This window comes from Spirosoma sp. SC4-14, from assembly GCF_037201965.1.
Taxonomy (GTDB): Bacteria; Bacteroidota; Bacteroidia; order Cytophagales; family Spirosomataceae; genus Spirosoma.
On the sequence record NZ_CP147519.1, the window covers coordinates 43,090 to 64,736 of the forward strand.

Genomic DNA, 21,647 nt, shown 5'->3' on the forward strand with positions numbered 1-21,647 from the left:
TTTATCCACTTTCAGTTGACACCCTACCCTACAGGCAAATCAGACGCCTGGCATTAAGTAACAGCCATCAAGTATACGGCTAACGAGTTCGTTTTAAGTAAATAGGGTATTTCTGCGGAAAAGTACATAATTCACGGTCGGCCGCTGCCGTCATTTGCCCAAGCAGTGTACAGCGTAGTCTCAAGTAGGAGCCTTTTAAGAGATGGCTAAAATATGGTAAATTTGTTACACATGGCTTCTTCGGCCAAGCAGGAAAAGACTGATCATAGCTCCCAGAACATAGACACTAACACTCCACCCTAAAATAGTGTAGCTCCAGTGGTTCACCTGTAGCGTGTTGGCCAGAAAAGCATAAGGCCAGAGATAGGGAGAATAATGACTTACCGGAAGGCTGCGGGCAATAGCGCTTGCCAGGGTGGCGAAAAGCCCCACCCCGGCAGGAATGATAAAGCTCGGATACCACAAACTAATCAGTAGTTGAATGACGATCACGCCTAAGCCGCCCACAAATAGATTCATACAAGCCAGGGGCATAAAGGCAGGTATGGTAAAATCCTGGAACCCATAGGCTGGCTTTAGCTGACCCATCAACCAGCCGGCGCCTAGCCCAAAAAAGACTAACAAGACGTGACTTAGCGCGATCAAGGCACTCAACACGAACAGCTTACTCAGATAAATACTGCTTTTCGGCACCGGTAAGCTATATAAATAGCCCCAACCTCGGTTTTGATGCTCAAGTGCTGCGTAGAGGGCGGATAGCAAGGAAACATAGAGCGGAAAAATAAACAGCGACCAGCCAGCCAACAGGTGCTCACAGAAATTGATCCAGGGATTAACCCCAGGTTGATAGAATTTATCGCCATTGGTATACCCAGCCATAAAGGCCATAACAACCACAAAAGCGGGGGCAAAAATGGCTAACCAGACGACTAACGTTCGGTTGATCTTCAGCCGCTCCATCTCTAGGCTGGTGATCAAATACGTTATTGCATTCATAGTTTTGACTTGGTCAGGATTAAAAAAATGTCTTCTAGCGTTTGTGCTGAGTTTTCGGCAGAAAAGTCACGTTGAAGCTGGGTAAGGGATCCCTGAAACAGCAGCTGTCCATGATTGAGGATGCCCACATGCGTCACAAACTTTTCCATTTCGCTCAGTAAATGACTGGAAACAAATACCGTTTTGCCATAGAGTTTACTTAAGTCAATCAGCAAACGACGGATGTCCCGAATCCCGGACGGATCGAGTCCATTGGTTGGTTCATCCAGCATCAGCAGGTCTGGATTTCCCAGCAGCGCCAAGGCGATCCCTAGCCGCTGCCGCATGCCCAGCGAATAGCGATCGACCCGCTTGTTAGCCTCCTGAGTAAGATCCACCATCTCTAGTACGCTGTCGATCTGGTTTCGCCCCACTTGGCGGGCAAGTCGGCCGATCTGGAGGTTTTCATAGCCGGTCAAATGAGGGTAGAGCACCGGGGCTTCAATTAAAGCGCCGACCTTTGCTAGGATCGCCAATCGGTCATTCCGAATGTCTTGACCAAATAGTTGAATGCTTGGTCCTGAGGTTTGAATCAGTCCCAGCAGCAGTCGTATTGTGGTGGTTTTACCCGAACCATTGGGGCCTAGGAAACCAAAAATACTCCCCGCAGGCACTTGTAGATTGAGCTTATCAACGATTGTTTGCTGACCTTGACAGTAGCTGAGTTGATGAGTTTGGATGGCGTAAGTCATTCGATTGGATTTTGGTCCAAAACAAATGAGTTCGATCCGCTCGAAAAAAGGGAGACCTTAGAAACCGCTCAGGGTCTGATCAACCCGTGAAATTGGCCAGCCAACCGGTTTGACGGTCTAAAAAAAGGCGTCTAATCCGACAGAAAGCTCGTTGGGGGCATGACTGCCCATCCGATCGCTTCCTTTCAGTAACTTTATCCCCTTATGCATCACCGATTCCAGCGACTCTTCACCAAACCCATACCTGATTACTTACCGACTCTTTTTCATAGTCTGGTCTGGTTAGCCTATATCGGATCAGTTATCTATATCAATACCTATCAAGGCGTTAACTTTCTAATTGGCCATCCTAGCGTTTACATCTTGGCCCAAATGATCGTCTTTTATACCAACTATCAGTACTTCATTCCCGCCTTACTGGCTCGCATGAAGGTGGCTCGTTTTATGGCTGTTAATGGGCTGCTCATTCTGGGTTTGGTGAGCCTGGGCATTCCAGCTTATCAGGGACTAAGAAACTGGTACTTGGGTGGTGAGGCTGGTCATTTCCCCTTGTCCTATCGGGAACAATTTATTCTACGATCTCTTGAATTAGTGCTGTTTGTCGCACTTGCCTGTATCGTGCGGTTTGCTGTTGATTGGTTTACGTTTCAGCAGAAGAGAAGGGAACTCGAGAATACCCAACTCAGAACCGAGCTCTCCTTTTTACGGTCCCAACTGAACCCCCATTTTTTATTCAACACCTTGAACGCGTTGTATGGACTGGCCATCAAACAATCGGCAGACACGTCGGCGGGAATCATGCAGCTTTCTCAGCTGATGCGGTATGTGCTGTATGAAACGGATGAAGAGCAGGTTCCATTGGAAAAAGAAGTGGAGATGATCGAGCATTTTCTAGCCTTGCAGCGACTACGGTTACCCCTGGACTTTCCGCTTCATTTTGTCGTTCAGGGAGATGTAGAAACCGTACGACTCGAACCGTTGCTGCTGCTGCCGATTGTTGAAAATGTCTTCAAGCATGGGGCGGAGTTTGCCTCTATTTCGCTTGTACTGGATGAGACCAGCTTGACCCTACGCACCACGAATGGAATCCGAACCACGGGCATCCAGCCGGTGGGTGGCATTGGGCTGACCAACTTAAAACGCAGGCTAACCCACTTGTATGAAAACCGCCATCAATTGCAGCTCAGTCAGACGGGTGAGCACTTTCAAACTACGCTTTTATTGACCTTCCAGCGATTATGATAAAAACTCGATGCCTAGTGGTAGATGATGAACGACTAGCCCTGGAGGTAATGGAATCCTATATCGAGCGAGTGCCTTTCCTGCACCTGGCTAAGTTATGCTCAACCCCGCTGCAAGCGCTTGAATTCTTAGCTCAAAATCCCATTGATGTACTTTTTCTGGATATCGACATGCCCGGTTTAAGTGGCTTGCAGTTGCTACAAACATTGAAGAGCCCCCCACTGGTGATTCTGACTACGGCCTATTCCCAATTTGGAGTCGAAGCCTTTGCGTTGAATGTAACGGATTATCTGCTCAAACCGATTCCGTTCAACCGGTTTCTGGCCGCGGTCCAAAAGGTACAAACCCAACTCGGTACCCATCGCTTGCCTACGACTGAATCCGCGCCTGAACCCAAACCGTTGACTGGCCACCTGTTCGTCAAATCCGGCGTAAAGACGATGCGTGTCGATTTAGACGATATTCTCTTCATTGAGGGCAAAAAAGACTACGTGTTGGTGCATACCCGCCATCAAAAGATTAGTACCCAGTTTTCGCTAACTGGCTTTATGGAGAAACTACCACCCGCCCACTTTGCCCGAATCCACCGTTCGTTTATTGTTGCCTTGACAAAAATTGATAGTATTGAGCGTAACCGCATTGTGATTGCCACCACTGAAGTCCCGATCGGAGAACTCTACCGGGAAGAATTTTTTAACCGGATTGGCTAACTTTTGTGCAGACATACTATGTATCCGTGGAAAGCGTACCATCTTAATAAACGCCCCAATTACAGACACGCAAATCTCTCTTCGTCTCAGATGGGAGCGTTTTAAGCGAATAGTTTACTGAAGGCTATGGGAAGGATTCAGTAAGCTTTTCAACCGTTGATAAGTTTACTCTTTCACATCAGGCGAAAAAGTGGTCGCCTTCTAGTTCATCAAAATAGATTACTTCAAAAGTGGGCTTTTAGTAGTTAGTGGGCTGGCCACCACTAGCCCTTGCAATCATTTAGAAGATAGTAGCGCACGAACGAGTCGACGTCTTTTCTTCAATACACATCAACCTCTCTCAACGTGTTGCCTTAACATCCACTTACTAGCGCCACGCCTGGACCGCTGTTCCGCCAAAAATCATCGTTTTAAGACCTGGCGTAAAAAACAGGTTAGGCATCGAAATGTCATTCAGAGCTTTATGCTGGTCAGGGGTAAACTGGATCGTTAAAGACGCCAGATTGTCCTCGAGTTGGTCCGTTTGGCGGGCACCCATGATGGGAGCTCTTACGCCGGGCTGCGCCAGAAGCCAGGCTAAAGCCACCGAGGGCAGAGGACGGTCGAGCTGACCAGCTACGCTACGGAGTACGTCGAGAATCTGCCAGTTGCGGTCGGTGAATTTGGAGTTACCAAACGGATTGGGGCCCTTGAGCCGTCCCTGCCCACTAGCCTCCCCGTTAATTCGCTCATACTTACCGGCCAGAAACCCAGCCGCCAGTGGGCTCCACGGCGATAGGCTAAGCCCACATTCCCGGCCGGCGGGCAGGTGTTCCTGTTCCACCATGCGTTCCACCAGCGAGTACTCCATCTGCATGGCGATGGGGCCGGGTACATGATGGACAGCGGACAGCGTAGCGGCTTTGGTCGTATACCAGGCGGGCATGTCCGAGAAACCGAAGTACCGAATCTTACCGGCCTCTACCAGCGCTCCCAGCGTCTGCAGAACCTCCTCCACCGGCGTCACCATATCCCAGACGTGCAGCCAGTAGAGGTCTACATAGTCGGTCTTCAACCGGCGCAGTGAACCCTCGAGCGCCTGATGAATATGCTTGCGCCCATTGCCCCCCGCGTGGGGATTGCCTCGTTGGGTATTAAAACCAAATTTAGTGGCTAGCACCACCTGGTCGCGCAACTGTCTCTCAGCGATGTACTGCCCAACGAGTTCTTCGCTGCGACCACTCGAATACACATCGGCGGTATCGATAAAGTTGCCCCCAGCGTCAAGGTACTGATTGAAGATCTGTTGGGAAGTATCATCCGGCGAACCCCAGGCCGTATTGCCAAAGGTCATAGTGCCAAGGGCTAAGGGGCTGACAATAAGGCCTGAACGCCCCAGCGTTTGATAATCAGTCAGGGTCATGGGTGTTATCGTTTATGAATTGATGAGCGAATTAAATCCCTTACTGCGCCGAGAAGCGGAACGCAACCGGACTCAGGCCCGTCTTTTGTTTGAAGAGACGGCTAAAATATTGGGGGTACTCGAAGCCAAGCTGGAAGGCCAGCTCATTGATCGTCAGGGACGTCGTGAGCAGCCGTTGTTTGGCCTTTTCGATCAGGGCCTGGTGAATATGCTGCTGGGTGTTCTGACCCGTCAATATCCGTAGCATATCGCTTAGGTAAGCCGGTGAGACATTCAGCGCATCGGCGAAAAACTGCACCGATGGTAAAGGAAGTTCGGCATCCTGGGCGAAGTAGCCGGTCAATGCCGTCTCGAACTGACTTAACAACGATCCCTCATTGCGGTCGTGCTCAACCGTACGCCGGGTGAAAAACTGCCGGTGGTAAAACCGGTCGGCGTAAGTGAGCAGCAGCTCAATCTGCCCCACCAATACGTCCTGGCTAAAGGCATCAATCGGCCGTTCACATTCGTCCCGCAGATTATCCAGCAACCGGTCGAGCAGGGTTTCTTCCCTCTCCGCCAGGTGAAGGGCTTCATGGACGGTATACGAGAAAAAGCCATAGTGGCCTATCTTCTTGCCTAAAGGGTATTTACGTAGCAAGTCTGGATGAAAGACCAGCATCCACCCGGTTACCCCGGAGGTATCCAACGATTCATCGACACGGAATACCTGGCCGGGGGTCGAAAAGCCCATGACCCCTTCACTAAAGTCATAGGGCCGATGGCCATAATAAAGCAACCCTTTCAAATTGCGCTTGATAAAAATGGTGTACAACTGTGGCACGATCGGCTGATTAATAGACTGACCGGCACTGGCCACTGCCAGGCGGTTGGCTGCGCCTAAGTCAATCAGGGTAAGCAACGGATGCGCTGGCGCGGGTAAGCCGTAAAATCGGGTGTACTCCGTGACGGTATGCAACGTCTGAATCTGGCTCGACATATTTTTTTGCATTACAGCAATCAGGCTCCTTACTCCTAACGCCGGATTGTTGACTAGCTCCTCCGGATTAACTAACAACCGGATGTATGGATTAATTATTCAGCTAAAAACTGGATAAGCGTCCCCCGCTACGCTGCCCATGGGTAGAATCGAATCGAGCGCGGTAAGCTCCGAAGGAGTTAGGGTGATGTCGGCGGCTGCCACGTTCGCTTCTAAATAGGTCCGGCGCTTGGTGCCAGGTATGGCTACCACGTCCTGGGCCAGTACCCAGGCCAACGCCAGTTGCGAAGCCGAAACCCCTTTGGTTTGGGCCATCGTTTTGAGTTTGTGGACTAGTTCCAGGTTCTTGTAAAAGTTGTCACCCTGGTAGCGGGGAAACATCCGGCGCGAATCGGAAGGCTCAAAGTCGTCCGGCGATTGGATGGCTCCTGACAGAAAGCCTCGGCCTAAGGGCGAATAGCCCACAAAACCGATGCCCAGCTCCCGCGTTGTTTTCAGTACCCCCGTTGCCTCCACACCCCGGTCGAAGAGCGAGTATTCACTTTCGATGGCCGTGATGGGGTGCACCGCGTGCGCCCGGCGAATGATGTCGGAGGACACTTCCGACAAGCCCAGGTAGCGTACCTTGCCTTCTTTAACCAAATCAGCCATAGCTCCTACCGTGTCCTCAATAGGCGTATTGGGGTCTAGCCGGTGCAGATAATAGAGGTCGATGTAGTCGGTTTTGAGGTTCTTCAAGGATCGCTCAATGGCTTTGCGTACGTAAACGGGCTGTCCGTTGTAGGCGAAGGTAATGGTGTCCGTATCGTCAATCTCAAACCCAAACTTGGAGGCAATCGTGACCTGATGGCGCTTATCCGCAATGGCTTTGCCAATCAGTTGTTCGTTGGTAAAGGGGCCGTAGAGATCGGCCGTATCCAGCATCGTTACCCCGAGTTCGAGCGCCCGGTGAATGGTGGCTATGCTTTCGGCTTGGTCGGGCGTTCCGTAAACAGTGCCACCGGGAAAATCGGTCATGCCCATGCATCCTAATCCCTCAACCGACACGTGTAATCCCTGGCTACCGAGTGCTACTTTTTTTAACCTGTCCATATCGTATTATGATTACTCTTGTTTTTTTAGGACAAAGGTCAGGCTAAAGTGAGGCCTAGCTGCTAAACGAATTGGGATTTGTGCAACACAAAACGAAGCGTTTGGCAACTAACCTAGGTGTCACAACAAACGCCCAAATTTATAAGCAAACACATGAAGACCCCGTCGTTGCAGCCGGAGAAAGTTCATGAACGACCTTACGTCTCAGGCGGGAGCCTTATTTGAGATTAGGATAAGGTCCGTCTACTTAGGAATAGGACCTTTTTAGAATACTGACCGCTTTGGACAACTAGCAAGAGTTGCCCAAGCCCACTACTTGGGCAGGTACACGCTAAAGGTGGCCCCCTGACCAGGTTGACTACGGGCGGTTATAGCGCCCCCGTGATTGCTGACCACCTTCTCACAAATCGCCAGCCCGATGCCCGTGCCGGCGTACGCTCCTTTGCCATGCAGCCGCTGAAAGACCTGAAAGATGCGATCCCGGTAGTGCTCCTCGAAGCCGATCCCGTTGTCAGTCACTTCGATCAGGTGGTAGGCAACCGCCGGCCGGACGGGCTTCACCCACCCCGGCAAGTCGGTGGAAAGAAGCTGGCTAGCGCCAATACGAATCCTTGGCTTGACTGGCTGGCCTGTCTGATCCCGCCCACTGAATTTGATGGCGTTGGTGAGCAGGTTTTGGAAGAGTTGCTCGAATTGCAAGGCATCCCCCGCTACAACGGGTAAGTGATCCACCTCAAGCTGAGCCCCGCTTTCCTCCAGCAGCACCGATAACGTGTCCAGTACGTCAGTAAGCACCCGGTTGAGATCCACAGCCAGCGGGCTGACCGGACTGGTAGCCAGGCGGGAAAAGGCCAGTAGGTCCTTTATCAACTGCGACATGCGACTGGCTGCCAGCTGCATGCGATCCAGATAAACCAGCTCCTCCCTGGAGGAGTGGACAAGCCGACTTTTCAGCAGATCACCGAACTGTTGAATTTTGCGCAGCGGTTCCTGTAAGTCATGACTAGCCACGTAAGCGAACTGCTCCAGATTCTGATTCGATCGGGCCAGGTCTTGGTTGGCTTTGGCCAGATCCCGGTTGGCGTACTCAACTTTCTCCCCCGAAGCGGTCAATGCTTCGTTGATGGCGGCATAGTCTGCATTCTTGCCTGTTAACTCCTGGTTGGTACTGGCCAACTCGTCCAGGGCTGCTACCAACTCGTTTGTCCGCTCTGCTACCTGCTGCTCAAGCACGCGGGACAGGCTTCGATAGCGCTCTTCACTCGCCAGTAGCTGCCCGTGGGTTTTCACCTGCTCGGTTACATCAATGGCCATGTTCAGAATGGCATAGACTTGTCCCTGATCATTGCGTAACGGTTTGTACGTATAGTCAAAGTAAAACGTTGTCAACTTACCGCCTACTACCAGATCGGCCCGGGCAGCTCGTTGCTGATGGACGGTGCCACTCCTGAAGATAGTGTCCAGCAAGTCCAGAAATGGCTGCCCCTGTAACTCCGGCAACGCCTGGGCGAGCGGTTTGCCAATGACCGAGTGGTCTTTTCCCCAGTAGGTGATCATCATCTCATTGGCTATTTCAATAACCAGCTCAGGTCCAGTGTACAGACTGGTGGCCACGGGCGCTTCTTCGATCAACGCCGTAATTCGTTGATGACTCTGTTCCAGGGCCAACTGGGCACTTTTTTGGGCAGCAATGTCTTCGGTGCTTCCGTACCACTTCAGCACCCTACCGGCGGAGTCTTTGCGGGCAAAGGCCCGCGAGCGCATCCACTTATAGGTACCCTCGGCCAGCCGGATGCGATGTTCTACATCATAGGGTTCACCGGTCTGAATCGAATGCAGCCACGCCTTCACCATAGACGGCCGATCATCGGGATGAGGCACTTGCATCCAGCCTTCGCCCAAGGCCTGGGCCGCTGTCAGCCCCGTCAGGGTGAGCCATCGTTGGCTAAATCCATCAATGTTGCCCTGGGCATCGGCCGTCCAGGGGACTTGCGGATTCAGCTCGACTGTGTAGTGAAGGTGTTCTTCCTGCTCATGTTGGTCTTGCCGGGTCTTGACGAGTTGGGTAACGTCAATGACCTGAATCATGATATAGCTCAACTGACCTTGTTGGTCCATCAGGGGTTGGGCAACAAACTGATAATAGCCCGTCACCAGTGAGGGTCCACACCAGAACTGGGCTTGATAGTCTTGGGCCTCATAAGGCTGTCCAGTTCGATAGACCGTCTCAAAAATTTCATAGATACCTTGCCCCTCAAGTTCGGGCCACACTTGACGAATCGATCGGCCCAGGAGTTGCTCCTGAGTACGGCCGAATATGGCCTGGTAGCGAGGATTGGCAAAGACAAAGACCTGTTCCGGGCCCTCAACGACGGCAATGGCCGAAGGGGCCTGCATAAACAAGTGAGCTACCTGCTGGTTCCAGATGGCTGTAAAGGGGGGACTATCTGGCCGGGAAGAGGCAGTATGCATAGCGGGTAGAAACGTACGTTGAGACCTCTAAGATACCCACCCTACTAAGACGACGCAAGAAGAGGAATCGATTGGCTGGAATTCAGCGGGTAGGGTTAACAGAATGGAGCGATTTGTGAGAATCTATAAATCTGTCGCCGATCAGTTATCCTGTACACAATCAAACGCTCCTATGCTTGTGAACAAAAGTACATTCATGCGGCCAGGTTGGTTTTCAGAATCGTTGTGATTTTGCAATGGTCGGGACAGTCGGCAACCGCTTGCAACAGTTGTTGCTTGATAGCCTGCAACTGAGTGATTTGTTCCTCGATCAAACGGACTTTTTTCAGCACCTGTTTTTTGCCTGCCATGCAATCTAAGCCGCCCATTTCGTAAGAGGATATGACCTGCTGAATCTCCGCCAGTGTGTAGCCAATGGCCTTTAATTCCCTAATGGCTCGCAACCGGGCAAGGATGGCGGGTGAATACTCCTTGTAATTGTTTTCCCGCCTGGCCTTCCGGGGCAGGCGCAACAAGCCAATCTTTTCATAGTAGCGGATCGTGTCGCGGGAGAAGCCCGATTCCTGGGCAAGCATGCCAATGAGCATAATTTTCTGGGGTTGACCACTTGACAGTGGAGTATACTCCACCGTTTAAATTTACCAGAAAAAACATGAAACCACTTACGCTTACTGGGTTTGCCTTGTTATTTGCATTGTGCTGCCTGGCACAAACAAAAACAACAAAGACAATGGAAACCGAAGCTGTTTTAAAAAAGAAAATCGCCTTGGCCTGCAAGCTCACGGACAAAGACCAGATCAAGCGAATGAATGAATTGCACCAGACGCTTTTTAAAAAAGTGTCGCGCACGGTAGAACATCCGACCAGTTATGAGCTGGTGTTCAACGGAACAGATAATGCCATCATTGGCGAACTGGCTGAATTCATGAAATTCGAGCGCCTATGTTGCCCTTGGCTGGTATTTCATCTGACTTTTCAGCCCGAAGAAGGCCCGATCTCGATAGAAATGGGGGATTCCGCCCAAACAAAGGAAATGGTCTATCTGGTGATGGAACTTGAAAAACTCGAAAAGCGCGCTGTTCGATAGGTCTATTTTCGAATTCAGTCCCTGGGTGCATAGAAACTAATGCATACCCCAATGGGTCATAAAATTATTTCTTTGAGCATCGACAAACTGGCCCTCACCTTTTTAGGTTGAGTGCCTTATACGCTTCGGTTCATCATGAACAAATCAGTTTTTAAAGTTACCAAAATGGACTGTCCTTCTGAGGAACAGCTCATTCGTATGAAGTTAGGCGGTGATGACACTATCGAGCGGTTGCAATTCGACATCCCCAACCGCCAACTCACCATACTTCATACGGGCGATGTGGCACCCATCAGGCAGGCCATTGATAGCTTGCGACTGGATAGTTCCCTGGTGGAAACCGAGGATGCCGATTTAGCCGAATTGACCGAAGAAACACCCCGCGACCGGCAGTTGCTGCTTACCGTGCTTGGCATCAATGCATTTTTCTTCTGTTTGGAAGTGTTAGCGGGATTCTTAGCTGAATCGATGGGCCTGATAGCTGATTCCCTCGATATGCTGGCCGATGCGCTGGTATATGGCTTGGCCCTCTATGCGGTCGGCAAAGCGGTAAGCGCCCAAAAGATCGTGGCCCGCATTAGTGGATATTTGCAATTAATCCTGGCGATTGGCGGACTGGTGGAAGTAGTACGCCGGTTCCTCATCGGTGAGGAGTTACCTAATTTCGGCTTGATGGTTGGGGCTTCCATGCTGGCTCTCATCGGTAATTCTATCTGCCTGTATTTGTTGCGCCGTGAAAAAAGCGACAAAGCACATATGCAAGCCAGCGAGATTTTCACCTCAAACGATATTGTGGTGAATTTGGGCGTAATGCTGGCTGGTGGTCTGGTCTATCTGCTTCACTCGCCTTGGCCAGATTTGATTATTGGTCTGCTAATATTTGGCGTCGTTGCACGCGGTGCGTTCCGTATTTTTCAACTTGCCCGATAGGCGATTGCGCCTTCTCACTTAACGCCCGTTTTCGCGGGACTTCGGAATATCTTTATTAATGATTATGTCCTGCTTACTGAGTGGTCTCAAATTGCCGTCTCACTAATCAACTGCTTATTCTCACCGGGGAGATGAGTTCGTGCGACATGTACGAACAATTGTAGCTGTCTTGTCCTGAGTGGAAACCGATGAGTTTAAGACATACTTTTTGCAACTCTCTCTGTTTCTTCTGACTAATCCGCAAACTGAAAAAGCTGGTTTAGTAGCGCTGTTTTCTTCATTAACAGTGGGTCGGGATAATAGCCACGTTGGGGCTCTTTCTGAAGGGAAAGCAAGCCAAACCAACTACTAAACTGCTGTACAAAGCGCCAGCGGTATACCCGCTCAAATTCTAACCAGTAACCTGACAGCCGACCAGAGGGTATCGACTCCCGTAAATGAGGAAAAGCTTGTTGAACTTTATGGGCATAAAAATCCGTGTTGCGCCATTCGCTTCCGTACCGATCGACCAGGTAGAGGGAAAAAGCCCAACCGAACTGACCCGCCTGGGTCTGGGTATCATCCAGGTAAGCCCAGTTAAAACGAAGGGTATAATCCTGGAGTACTTGCCGGAAGCGTAAAGCTCGATGCTGGCCCATCGCCTGTTTACCCAGTTTAGTCAGCTGGAGGGTATTATGCTGTTTCCTGGCATAAGGACTCAGCAAAAGGCAGACTTTAAGCGCCTGAAGAAAGGGAACATTATCCTCCGAAATCTTTTTGGTAATGCCCCGTTCGATATCATCCTGCACCAATAGCTTTCGGTCATACAGCTCTCGGCACAGGGCCAGGGGGAGATTACCCTTCGGGGTTAGCTTGATCGATTGATGGTTGAGTAACTGCTGATAGAGCACCTCCATCAATACAAAGAAGGGAATTTGATCCAATAATGAATCGGTCAGTCCCTGGTGTAAAGCGAGACATGACCCGCTGCCCAACGGCTCGTTCAGCAGTACATGCATCTGCTGAGGGGAGAGACCCTCGAAATCGGGCTGCGGCTGCTGATTGCGCGCTTGGGTGAAAGTAGCCATCTTCTGGTTTATTTCTTCCAGGGAGAGATGTCCTTTGGTCACTTCGGGGTGAGCAGCGATGAAAGCTTGCCAGATTTCTTGAGCGACTCCCATAGGACAAGGTGTTAGACCAGTTGGTGAATAAGTCAAAGATATCCAAATTCGGGGAGCGTTCTCATCAATACCGAAAGCGAAATTTGCTTCTTTAGGTTTGTAACCTTTTCACAACGCTCCTTCGAAAAGGCTACAAACTCTCATCTAACCCAATCTCACATTTTCTAAACGGTGGTGGCTGTTGCACAACTCTTCTTCCCACATCGATTTTTCGACATCTGACTTTGGGAATAAGAATATCTACCATTGCCTGCACTTCTTAGTTGAGAAAAAGCACACTGAAGTCCAGAAAATCCTCTTGAGAAGACAATGACCAATCTACCTTTAGGGCTATGGCCTGGCTGAGAATGGACTTAGTGGTGAACTTCATGTATTTCTTCAGGTTGAAAGCAATAGCCGCCATCAGCATCACTTTGTGAGCCCCAGCTTTACCCCGTACATTGATCTTTCGCAACCCAGTGTACTCCACCAGACTCCCTAAGACGGGTTCCACCGTCCGTTGACGAAGTCGTTTCATGCGTTTGCCCCGTCGACTTTGCTGGCGCTCCAGGGCTCGACGATAGAAGGGATCATAGGCCGTTCGGAGAATTTGTCTGTATTGACTCTTGGGTATACAGGTGGATTTGAGCGGACACTGTTGGCAGGCCTGATAATCTGCCCGATAGATTTTCAACAAACCAGATTCGACATAGGAGGCAAAAGTCTTCAAAGGCAATCGCTTGCCAGCTGAACACGTAAAGTAATCCCCCTCAGAATCATAGGAAAACCCTTCGATTTGAGGCTTATAGTGGCTAAAGACGGGTATCCAGCCCGTGATATTCCACCCTTCTAGCAAGGCGTAGTTACTACCGTTTGAGTAACCCGTGTCAGCCAATAGCTCTTCTAAACGTAGCTCATTGGCAGCAAACCGCTGCTGAAGCTTGAGAGTGATATCAGGTAAGTAATGGCTGTCCCGACGATCGGCAAAATCGGCCTGCACATGACTAATGACGCCTTCAGCAGTATCAACTGCCAAGCTACAATGGTAGTTAAGTTTGCGTGCTTTACCGGGCTTAATCGAGATGCGGGCATCGGGGTCGGTGGGACTGTAATGAGTTTTGTTGCTGAGTAACTTTGCTTTTTCGTTACTGGCTCCTGAAGGAGTCGGGGCACTCGTTAGGTTTTGCTGATGCTTTTTCAAGCGTCTCAATTGGTGATCAGCTGCGGTAATCACTGAGGCAGCTTGACGGGGGCTGACTTTAGCTTTGGACATCACTGGCTCATGCTGATCCGTAGCCGATTGGACCAGATTGGGCCCCGGTAGATTGGGTTGTTTTTCAAGCAGTGTTTCCATCGAAGCATTGGCTTTAACGGGGGCCGAGTCGATGGCTACTCTACGGCCAGCCACCATGTTGTTGGCTACACACAAACTGAACACTTTATCAAACAGAGCCTCAAAGAGTGCCTCCGGATACAGTTGTCGAGTACGGCTCAACGTGGAGTGCCAGGGTAATGGCTCATCAATGTTATAGCCGGCCTTCTTCTTCCAACGGGGCAGAATTACACGTTAGTGAACTAATAGATTAGTTAATACCTGTTTATCAGGCAGTTAAAAAGAGACTATCAAAAAGGAAATCCTTTTTGATAGTCTAAATTACCCCTTCAGATTGAACAGATTGGCCGTTTTTGTGACTGCTTTTTGGACACCCTTTTTGATAACAGACTGATTGTCAACGATTGGCTCTTTATTAACTATAAAACACGTTGCTTAGCGTGTAAATCTGCCCCGTTGGAAGAAGAAGGCCTATTATCAGCCTATAAGGAATTATGTACGATTCTGCAAACGTACCCAACTACCAATCGGAGCCAAAGGAGTGTATTTAACTTTCATAAGGCCGCAGCCGACCGTAAACCACTTCAGTTGGATTTTCTAAGCGCTCAACTACTGATTATCCGCTAAGCTAGCCTAGATTAGTGGATCGACTTTCTTTTTATTCGAGTCAAAAAACGTTATCTAATGTGGTTGAGTAAGATGTGACGTTTTGAACCTTAAGACAATTTCTGGTAACACAAACCCTTGGATGACCACGTGTCGAACGCTTGGGGCAGTCTGTGTCGCATTTTTCAGCATAACTAACCATAGTATCTTTAAGATGAGCTTATAGGGTAGTTATTTTTAACCTCACATACAGCGTATCAGTAACTATTTTATTAGTAATCTCTTTACTAGCAGAATTAATTATTATCTATATAAATCATTTATTATCAATATTCTAGCTTTATTTTTTAATACTAATCTTAGTACTTTTTATAACCTATTTTTCCATATAGAATCTAATACTGTTATTTATGTTAAATTTGACGCGTATATTAATACTAAAATCTATATCGAAAATGGTCTTTACTATAGGAGGTATTAAAGGAGGTTCTGGTAAAAGTACGTTGGCAACAAACCTGACGGTCTGGCTTTCCAAAAAAGGATTTGATGTGCTACTAGTCGATGCTGACGAGCAGGAAACGGCCACAAAGTTCACCAAGTGGCGTGAACATCACACACAAGGCAATAGTGGCTATACGGCCGCGATTCTGACCGGTGATGCCGTTCGACAACAGGTTACCAAGTTTAAGTCCAAATACGATCACGTTATCATCGATACTGGAGGCCGGGACACGACAAGCCAACGGGCAGCTTTGTTTGTGTCCGACGTATACCTGGTTCCATTCAACCCACGCTCGTTCGACTTGTGGACGGTCGCCGATGTAGAAAATTTGGTAAAGGAAGTACGAGCTATTAAGCCTGACGAGCTTCACGCATTTTCGATCTTAAACAGGGCAGACCCGAAAGGGTCGGATAACAAAGATTCGGCGGAGCTGCTAAGTGATAGTCATGAACTTGAATTTATCAACACGACTATTGGCAGCCGAAAAAGTTTTGCCAACACGGCATCGAGTGGGCTAGGAGTAATTGAAGGAAGCCCGGTCGATGAGAAAGCCGTAGGCGAGATTAACCTGTTATTCAAGACAATAATGGATAAAATCAACATTAAAATTAGTACTGATTTTAATGTTGAAAAAAGTACGAAATAAACTACTAAATCTATTACAATATGGCTATTTCAAGACTGCCGGACGATCCGCCAAAGATCGCTAGATCAAAGAAGGTTGTACCTGAAAAGAAGATTCAAGAATTTATTAACAAAGGCGGCAAGCCAACAGAGGAAAGGGGGGGAGAGAAGGTTTCTCAATCCGAGGGTATGAAAGGCCTAAAACTGAATCTTATGGATCAAGAAATCAATGCCATTAAAGTGTTAAGGGATAAACGGCCCGCACGACGAGGTCGTAAAATTACTATCTCTTTGCATGACTGGGTGATTGAAGCGGTCCGGGAAAAGATTCAGCGCGAACAGAAAAAGCATGGGTTAACGCTAATTTAGCTATTGAATTTAGTATCAATTTAACTATCAAAATTAGCGTTAATTTTAGCACTAAATTATATATTTATTACGTTGGTTATCAGATATATACTTTTCAATTACTTTTAATAATTCCTTTAAATAACAAGCAAGTAACGTCACTCATCTTTTCTATAACTAAATAGGGTAGGTATACATAACGCCCGGTCAATATTGACCCGGGCGTTTTTAGTTTTCGCTTACCTGCTTCAGATGAACTAACGGTAATTAGTAGAAAGTATGCCCTACCGATGTTGGTAGGGTATCGACTGGTGAAGAAGATTGTTGTCTACTACCCGTAAGTAGCCAACAAATGCCACTCATCATCAGGGCAACGCTTAAGCTGGTCCATTCCGGCTCCGAATGGGGTTTGGTGGCGACCCGGGGGACATGTAACACAAGTACCCATCCGAAAAACATCAGCCCTAACAATCCGGCTGACAGGGAGATCTGCCGATTTAGTGTGAAACTTAAGGCGGATGCCCCAAACGCTACGCCGACAAAATAGGCCCAGAATAAGGTGGCAGGAATCCAGGCTGGGATCAGCGTTGCAATGTAATCAGCATACTGACCATGAAGAATGGCAAACATGAGTAGAGCGGCCGCCAGCAGGTAGCGCCCGTACGTTTGCCAGGGCAGGCGATAGGTATTTGCCGTTGGCAACCGGCAACCGGCTACATAAAACATTCCTCCGCTAAACGCCAGTAATTCGCCCAACACGGTCCAGGCATTTCCGTTAAACGGATCGCGTACCAAAAGCGGTACATGGAGTACCAGGGCAAGACCCCCAAAGAGTATCCCCAGGCCGCAGGCTATTGGAGCCGCTTTCCAGTTAAAACCGATGCCCAGTCCGGCCAGTAGCAGGCTGCTACCCATCAGCAGGACTAGCCAGTCCCGCTGGGGAACCTGGGTAGGAATCGGCAGCAACGCCACGGGGAAATTACCTCCGATGAGGTGGATCAATCCCAGAAGTACCAGGGCTAGGGCCAGTAAGATCCGGCCGATTGGAAATAGGGCTTTCAGCATCGATTGGTTGGGTTTAGTCGGGTTGGGAAATACCTTGAATAAGGGTGGTGATTCAAATAAGCCGTTTGAGGGTAAAGCGATAGGGGATAAGCTGACCTTGTCGACGGACTATGACGGATATGGGGCGGCCCGCTCCGCTCTGAAGTAGCTCGTTGATCGCCCCTAAGCTTAACTGGCTGGCAGGGATGTTATTGATTACCTGTAGCTCATCGCCTACCTGTAACTTAGCCTGTTCGGCAGGCGAGTCGGCCACTAGGTATCCAATAACGTACCGGCCAGGCTGGCTGCTGTCGGCCCGAAATTCAATTCCGCTCATGTCATGTTCGAAGGGAACCCGCATCAGGTATCTCACCGGTTTAAGCACCATGTAGCCTTCCGAATAATGAAACGTTACCCGGAAGCGACGAAGGAGCTCACAGCCGATATTGCCCTGCCGGGAAGGCATATGGGCTAGTTTACGCCGAAATTCTGTACTGTCGGGATAGCAAACCAGCACATTGCGTAAACTGAACCGACCGAACTGGACGGCGGGGAGCCGTCCGAGCTGTCCATGCATCAGACCACTCAGCCCGCGTCCCAGCGGAACCGGAATGATTGGGTTGGGTATTGGCAGGGAGGAGCCGGCAAACCGGTCCAGCAAGAGCGCCTGACCGGCCCCCGTATCCAGCACCAGCCGAAGGGGGAGCGTGTCGCCAGCTACCGAAATCGACAGTGCATTGGTATAGGCTTTTCGATCCTGAATCGCAATCGGATATCGTTCGCCTTTACGGGGTCGGTAGTGGTAGTGTTCGGGCAGCATGAGCGTCATCAGCTGTTGTTGGAAGTCAAGGGTGACTACCAGATTGGCAAACAGCTCATAGCCAATAATACCGTGAATGGGCATACCCGCATATTCGGATAAATGCAGAACGTCGTCGTGCAGAACAACCAATGGATGATGGTCTACCCGAAGCGCTCCGAGCTGAAGGGTGTTTCCAGTAACGATTGAGGCCAGTTGGGTATCTCCTTGCCCCACGCCGGTCAACTGAATGGTTCGGCTCAGTTGATCGGTTGTCCGGGGAACAACTGTCGCATCGGTGATGATTGTATAGCTGACGCCCGTATCGACCATAAAATTGACGGTGGTTCGACTATTCAGACGGACGGGTACAATGATTAAATTGGCCCGAAACACAAACGGGATCTGTACTTTTGTGCGGTGATGGGTAAAGTAAAATCCGTACCGGTCATCCTGCCCAGGGCTCGTGGTGACATAAGTCCAAACGCCCAACAGCATCGTCAAGTAGCAGGCATTCATACGTAACAAGATGTTAAGTGACGATAAGCCAAGCCGACTACCCAGTAGAACTGACCAGCCGGCTTGTTTCAGATAGGTTGGTGCTGGTAAAGATGAACGAGTTGATCGGATGGCCCAACACCCGTTCGTCACACAGCCTGGATTTACTGACAGACCGTGTTCGTTTCGGTACGAATACCGTTTGTCGCAGCTGACCGTATTTCTGTCGTTGGCCAATGGCGGTTTGTCGCTTCCGGGGAATCGGTACGCCATTTTTGGCGGCAACGAAGCGGTTAATCCCTTATTTTTATCGACCTGAACGACTGCTTGTATGCGACCGCTTAGCTCTACTCTCTACCGGGAAGTACAAATCCATTGTCTGGCCTGGATAGGGTATATTCTGTTTCAGGTGCTGGCGCTGGATAAGTTTGAGCATCGGTATGTAGCCAATCTGCTGTCGGCACTCGCTCAACTGCCCGCTCAACTGCTCTTTACCTATACTACCCTGTACTGGCTTATCCCGATTTATCTGTTAACCGGACGCTATAAGCGGTTTAGTCTGCTCACCCTTACGGCGTTGGTTATCGGAGGCATTCTGTACTGGGAGGGGTCTTATTACCTGTACCTGGTTCCGTTTGAACCCCAACGAGCGGCCCAGGAATCGCCCTGGGATTGGGGGTGGTTCCTCTTGTGCGCTTTTTATCTATTATCGACCTGTAGTATTCTGATTGGGTTCCAGATGATTCGGTACGGGTTTGGTCAGCAGCAACTCAATCAGCAGCTCATTATCGCCAATCAGCGTATTGAATTAAAATCGCTGAAAGATCAGATAAATCCGCACTTTCTCTTCAATACGCTCAACAATTTGTACGGCCTGACGCGACAGGACCCCGAAAAGGCTGGCGAGGTGGTTTTGCGGCTTTCGCGACTGATGCAGTATATGTTGTATGAGAGCAACATGGCGCTGGTTCCCCTACGGAACGAAATCGATTACTTGGAGAATTACCTGGCGCTGGAACGGATTCGCTATGGCGACCGGCTACAGCTTTCCTGGCAGGTCAGTGGCGATACCGATCAGCCCTATATTGCCCCCTTACTGCTGCTACCCTTTGTGGAAAACGCCTTCAAACATGGCATCAGCCGCCAGCTGGACCAGGCCTGGCTTCAGCTCCAACTGAATGTTAAGCCTGATGAACTCGTGTTTAAAGTGGAAAATAGTAAACCAGAATTAGCTGCTGATGAATCCGCTACGGGTATAGGCTTACCCAATATCGCGAAGCGTTTACAACTGATTTATCCCGGTCGTCATCAGCTTCGGCACCGAAGTGGGGTGGGCACGTATTTGGTAACGCTCAAACTGGATCTGGTTCGTAGTGATTTTAGCCCTGTACATACCCATGAAAATCAAGTGCCTGCTGGTCGATGATGAACCCATTGCGCTGAATGTACTGTCGGCCTACATTCAGCAGGTGGATAGCCTGGAACTGATGGGCCAATGTCGTTCGGGAGTGGAAGCGTTTACGCTGCTCCAGCATAAACCCGTGGATTTGCTCTTTCTGGACATCCAGATGCCACAACTGTCCGGGCTGGCTTTACTGCGCTCGCTGACCAACCCGCCCAAAACTATCATTACGTCGGCTTACCGGGAATTTGCTCTGGAAGGCTATGAACTCGATGTGCTGGATTACCTGATTAAACCCATTGCGTTTGATCGGTTCATGAAAGCAGTGGGGAAGGCCTTTGCCCATAAGCACACCGCCTTGCCTTCCCTCCCGGTAGGGGCAGATGAACCATTTCTGTTTGTGAAAGAAGATCGTCAATTAATCCGGCTTGTTCTGAGTGATATCTGTTGGCTGGAGAGTAAGCGGGATTATGTAAAAATCATGACTACCGGTCGGGAGGTGATCACCCGTCAGACGCTGGGGTATTATGATGAGTTACTCCCTACGGAACAATTCCTGCGGATTCACCGCTCCTTTATGGTAGCGAAGGCGAAGATCGATTCCCTGACAGAAACGCAACTTAGGGTTTCGGGCCATTCGCTACCTATTGGCCGGAACTATAAATCGGCCGTGTGGGAGCAGCTACAAATCCGGAATCTGATTCGGTCAACTGGTCAGGGATCATAACCCTTTTGACTAGCATATGCCCTGCTGTGTTCGTAGTTAAAAAGCCGTTTATTCGTGGATTGGCTAAAGAATACTTAATGGCAGGTATCGATTACCAGATCAACCCGCCGATTCTTTTGGCGACCAACTGGATCGTCGGAACCGTCAGGCTTTTTGTTGGCGGCAACAGGGCGTGTTTCTCCGTACCCTTTAATGGCACTGCCTGGTGGTAAGCTCTGATGGGTAGCTAACCAGTCAGATACAGCTTGGGCGCGTTTACGACTTAATGCCATATTATAATCAGACGAGCCAATGGCGTCCGTGTGCCCTTCAATCAGCAAGACATGTTTACCTTCCCTGGCAAGAAGGGGTATCAGTGCTTGTAGCGTTTCTTCGGCCTGTGAGCTTAACGTAGCCTGATCGAAATCAAATAAGGCGTCGGCAACCAGGGATAGTCGATGCAAGCATGTTTTATCGTCAACTCGGATCGCCTGGATGCCCCGAGGTACCTGAATCTCGCCTGGTTTTTGCCAATTTCCTTTGGGTTGTTGAATTTCACCCGGCTTCTGCCAGTTGCCTTTAGGCTGTTGAATTTCACCCGGCTTTTTGATAGATGCCTGCGCATTGACGATTACAGCATTGAGCCAGCCAAGGCAACACCAAACGAGCAATAGTCGCCCAGTTGTTCTGAGAATACAGATACGTGACGATAATTTCATGGTCTTATCCAATCGATAGGTGGTATAGACTGGCGGATCGGTATTTGTTTGCAAAACTCAAAGAAGACCAGAGTTTTGCAAACTCATTTCGTAAACGGTAATTAGTAACGAATTTGATCCTATTTCGATACGTGAAGAAACCAGTGTGTGCAACTTAAAGAAACAGAACATTCTCTCGAAGATAAATTATGTCTTGTCTTAATGGAATCGGACGTTTTCGTGAACGATTTTGATTGAAGACGCTATCAAAGTAAGCTATTCACCTATAGGATGTTATACAGAGTAA

Annotated in this window: 20 protein-coding genes; 8 read left to right on the forward strand and 12 right to left on the reverse strand. The window is 49.4% G+C overall.

Going from position 1 to position 21,647, the window contains the following annotated elements; translation table 11 throughout:
• Positions 1-225: 225 nt before the first annotated feature.
• Together WBJ53_RS32275 and WBJ53_RS32280 are read right to left on the reverse strand one after the other, a co-directional pair.
• On the reverse strand, positions 226-996 hold the full coding sequence (locus tag WBJ53_RS32275; protein WP_338877421.1) for an ABC transporter permease: 771 nt from the start codon (positions 994-996) through the stop codon (positions 226-228).
• Positions 993-1,727, reverse strand: coding sequence for an ATP-binding cassette domain-containing protein (locus WBJ53_RS32280; protein WP_338877422.1), 735 nt, complete (start codon positions 1,725-1,727; stop codon positions 993-995). The genes WBJ53_RS32275 and WBJ53_RS32280 overlap by 4 nt, the downstream gene beginning before the upstream one ends.
• A gap of 204 nt (positions 1,728-1,931) precedes the next feature.
• Here WBJ53_RS32280 and WBJ53_RS32285 point away from each other — a divergent pair, with 204 nt between their 5' ends.
• The gene (locus tag WBJ53_RS32285; protein ID WP_338877423.1) at positions 1,932-2,969 is read left to right on the forward strand and encodes a sensor histidine kinase; all 1,038 of its coding nucleotides are present in this window, start codon (positions 1,932-1,934) and stop codon (positions 2,967-2,969) included.
• Positions 2,966-3,679: a LytTR family DNA-binding domain-containing protein gene (locus WBJ53_RS32290; RefSeq protein ID WP_338877424.1), complete on the forward strand. Its 714-nt coding sequence runs from the start codon at positions 2,966-2,968 to the stop codon at positions 3,677-3,679. The genes WBJ53_RS32285 and WBJ53_RS32290 overlap by 4 nt, the downstream gene beginning before the upstream one ends.
• Positions 3,680-4,046: 367 nt before the next feature.
• Here the strand turns inward: WBJ53_RS32290 and WBJ53_RS32295 are convergent, their stop codons facing one another.
• The 5 genes from WBJ53_RS32295 to WBJ53_RS32315 form a co-directional block, all read right to left on the reverse strand.
• Positions 4,047-5,081, reverse strand: coding sequence for an aldo/keto reductase (locus WBJ53_RS32295; RefSeq protein WP_338877426.1), 1,035 nt, complete (start codon positions 5,079-5,081; stop codon positions 4,047-4,049).
• Between the two features lie 40 nt (positions 5,082-5,121).
• A complete protein-coding gene (locus WBJ53_RS32300; protein WP_338877427.1) occupies positions 5,122-6,072 on the reverse strand; it encodes a helix-turn-helix transcriptional regulator in 951 nt (316 codons plus the stop codon).
• 87 nt (positions 6,073-6,159) lie between these two features.
• A complete protein-coding gene (locus WBJ53_RS32305) occupies positions 6,160-7,152 on the reverse strand; it encodes an aldo/keto reductase (protein WP_338877428.1) in 993 nt (330 codons plus the stop codon).
• 312 nt (positions 7,153-7,464) lie between these two features.
• Positions 7,465-9,624, reverse strand: a complete 2,160-nt coding sequence (locus tag WBJ53_RS32310) for a PAS domain-containing protein (RefSeq protein ID WP_338877429.1) — start codon at positions 9,622-9,624, stop codon at positions 7,465-7,467.
• A gap of 194 nt (positions 9,625-9,818) precedes the next feature.
• Entirely contained in the window at positions 9,819-10,211 is a 393-nt protein-coding gene (locus WBJ53_RS32315) for a MerR family transcriptional regulator (protein WP_338877430.1), read from the reverse strand.
• 143 nt (positions 10,212-10,354) lie between these two features.
• Here WBJ53_RS32315 and WBJ53_RS32320 point away from each other — a divergent pair, with 143 nt between their 5' ends.
• Together WBJ53_RS32320 and WBJ53_RS32325 are read left to right on the forward strand one after the other, a co-directional pair.
• Positions 10,355-10,711 carry a hypothetical protein gene (locus WBJ53_RS32320; protein ID WP_338877431.1) on the forward strand — a complete coding sequence of 119 codons (357 nt, stop codon included), beginning with the start codon at positions 10,355-10,357 and terminating at the stop codon, positions 10,709-10,711.
• A gap of 135 nt (positions 10,712-10,846) precedes the next feature.
• A complete protein-coding gene (locus WBJ53_RS32325) occupies positions 10,847-11,641 on the forward strand; it encodes a cation transporter (protein WP_338877432.1) in 795 nt (264 codons plus the stop codon).
• 233 nt (positions 11,642-11,874) lie between these two features.
• Here WBJ53_RS32325 and WBJ53_RS32330 read toward each other — a convergent pair whose 3' ends face one another.
• Positions 11,875-12,801: a hypothetical protein gene (locus WBJ53_RS32330; RefSeq protein WP_338877433.1), complete on the reverse strand. Its 927-nt coding sequence runs from the start codon at positions 12,799-12,801 to the stop codon at positions 11,875-11,877.
• Between the two features lie 259 nt (positions 12,802-13,060).
• Entirely contained in the window at positions 13,061-14,275 is a 1,215-nt protein-coding gene (locus WBJ53_RS32335; RefSeq protein ID WP_338877434.1) for a transposase, read from the reverse strand.
• An 899-nt stretch (positions 14,276-15,174) separates the two neighbouring features.
• Here WBJ53_RS32335 and WBJ53_RS32340 point away from each other — a divergent pair.
• Together WBJ53_RS32340 and WBJ53_RS32345 are read left to right on the forward strand one after the other, a co-directional pair.
• Positions 15,175-15,867, forward strand: coding sequence for an AAA family ATPase (locus WBJ53_RS32340; protein WP_338877435.1), 693 nt, complete (start codon positions 15,175-15,177; stop codon positions 15,865-15,867).
• Between the two features lie 20 nt (positions 15,868-15,887).
• Positions 15,888-16,214 (forward strand): hypothetical protein, encoded by a 327-nt coding sequence (locus tag WBJ53_RS32345; RefSeq protein WP_338877436.1) that lies wholly within the window; start codon positions 15,888-15,890, stop codon positions 16,212-16,214.
• 246 nt (positions 16,215-16,460) lie between these two features.
• Here WBJ53_RS32345 and WBJ53_RS32350 read toward each other — a convergent pair whose 3' ends face one another.
• Positions 16,461-17,258 carry a hypothetical protein gene (locus WBJ53_RS32350; RefSeq protein WP_338877437.1) on the reverse strand — a complete coding sequence of 266 codons (798 nt, stop codon included), beginning with the start codon at positions 17,256-17,258 and terminating at the stop codon, positions 16,461-16,463.
• A 52-nt stretch (positions 17,259-17,310) separates the two neighbouring features.
• Positions 17,311-18,555 (reverse strand): aspartyl protease family protein, encoded by a 1,245-nt coding sequence (locus tag WBJ53_RS32355; protein ID WP_338877438.1) that lies wholly within the window; start codon positions 18,553-18,555, stop codon positions 17,311-17,313.
• A 310-nt stretch (positions 18,556-18,865) separates the two neighbouring features.
• Between WBJ53_RS32355 and WBJ53_RS32360 the strand changes: the two genes are divergently transcribed.
• Both WBJ53_RS32360 and WBJ53_RS32365 read left to right on the forward strand, forming a co-directional pair.
• Positions 18,866-19,960 carry a histidine kinase gene (locus tag WBJ53_RS32360; protein ID WP_338877439.1) on the forward strand — a complete coding sequence of 365 codons (1,095 nt, stop codon included), beginning with the start codon at positions 18,866-18,868 and terminating at the stop codon, positions 19,958-19,960.
• Positions 19,932-20,663 (forward strand): LytTR family DNA-binding domain-containing protein, encoded by a 732-nt coding sequence (locus WBJ53_RS32365; protein WP_338877440.1) that lies wholly within the window; start codon positions 19,932-19,934, stop codon positions 20,661-20,663. Before WBJ53_RS32360 ends, WBJ53_RS32365 begins: the two co-directional genes overlap by 29 nt.
• Positions 20,664-20,737: 74 nt before the next feature.
• Here WBJ53_RS32365 and WBJ53_RS32370 read toward each other — a convergent pair whose 3' ends face one another.
• Positions 20,738-21,361, reverse strand: coding sequence for an OmpA family protein (locus tag WBJ53_RS32370; protein ID WP_338877441.1), 624 nt, complete (start codon positions 21,359-21,361; stop codon positions 20,738-20,740).
• Between the last annotated feature and the right edge of the window lie 286 nt (positions 21,362-21,647).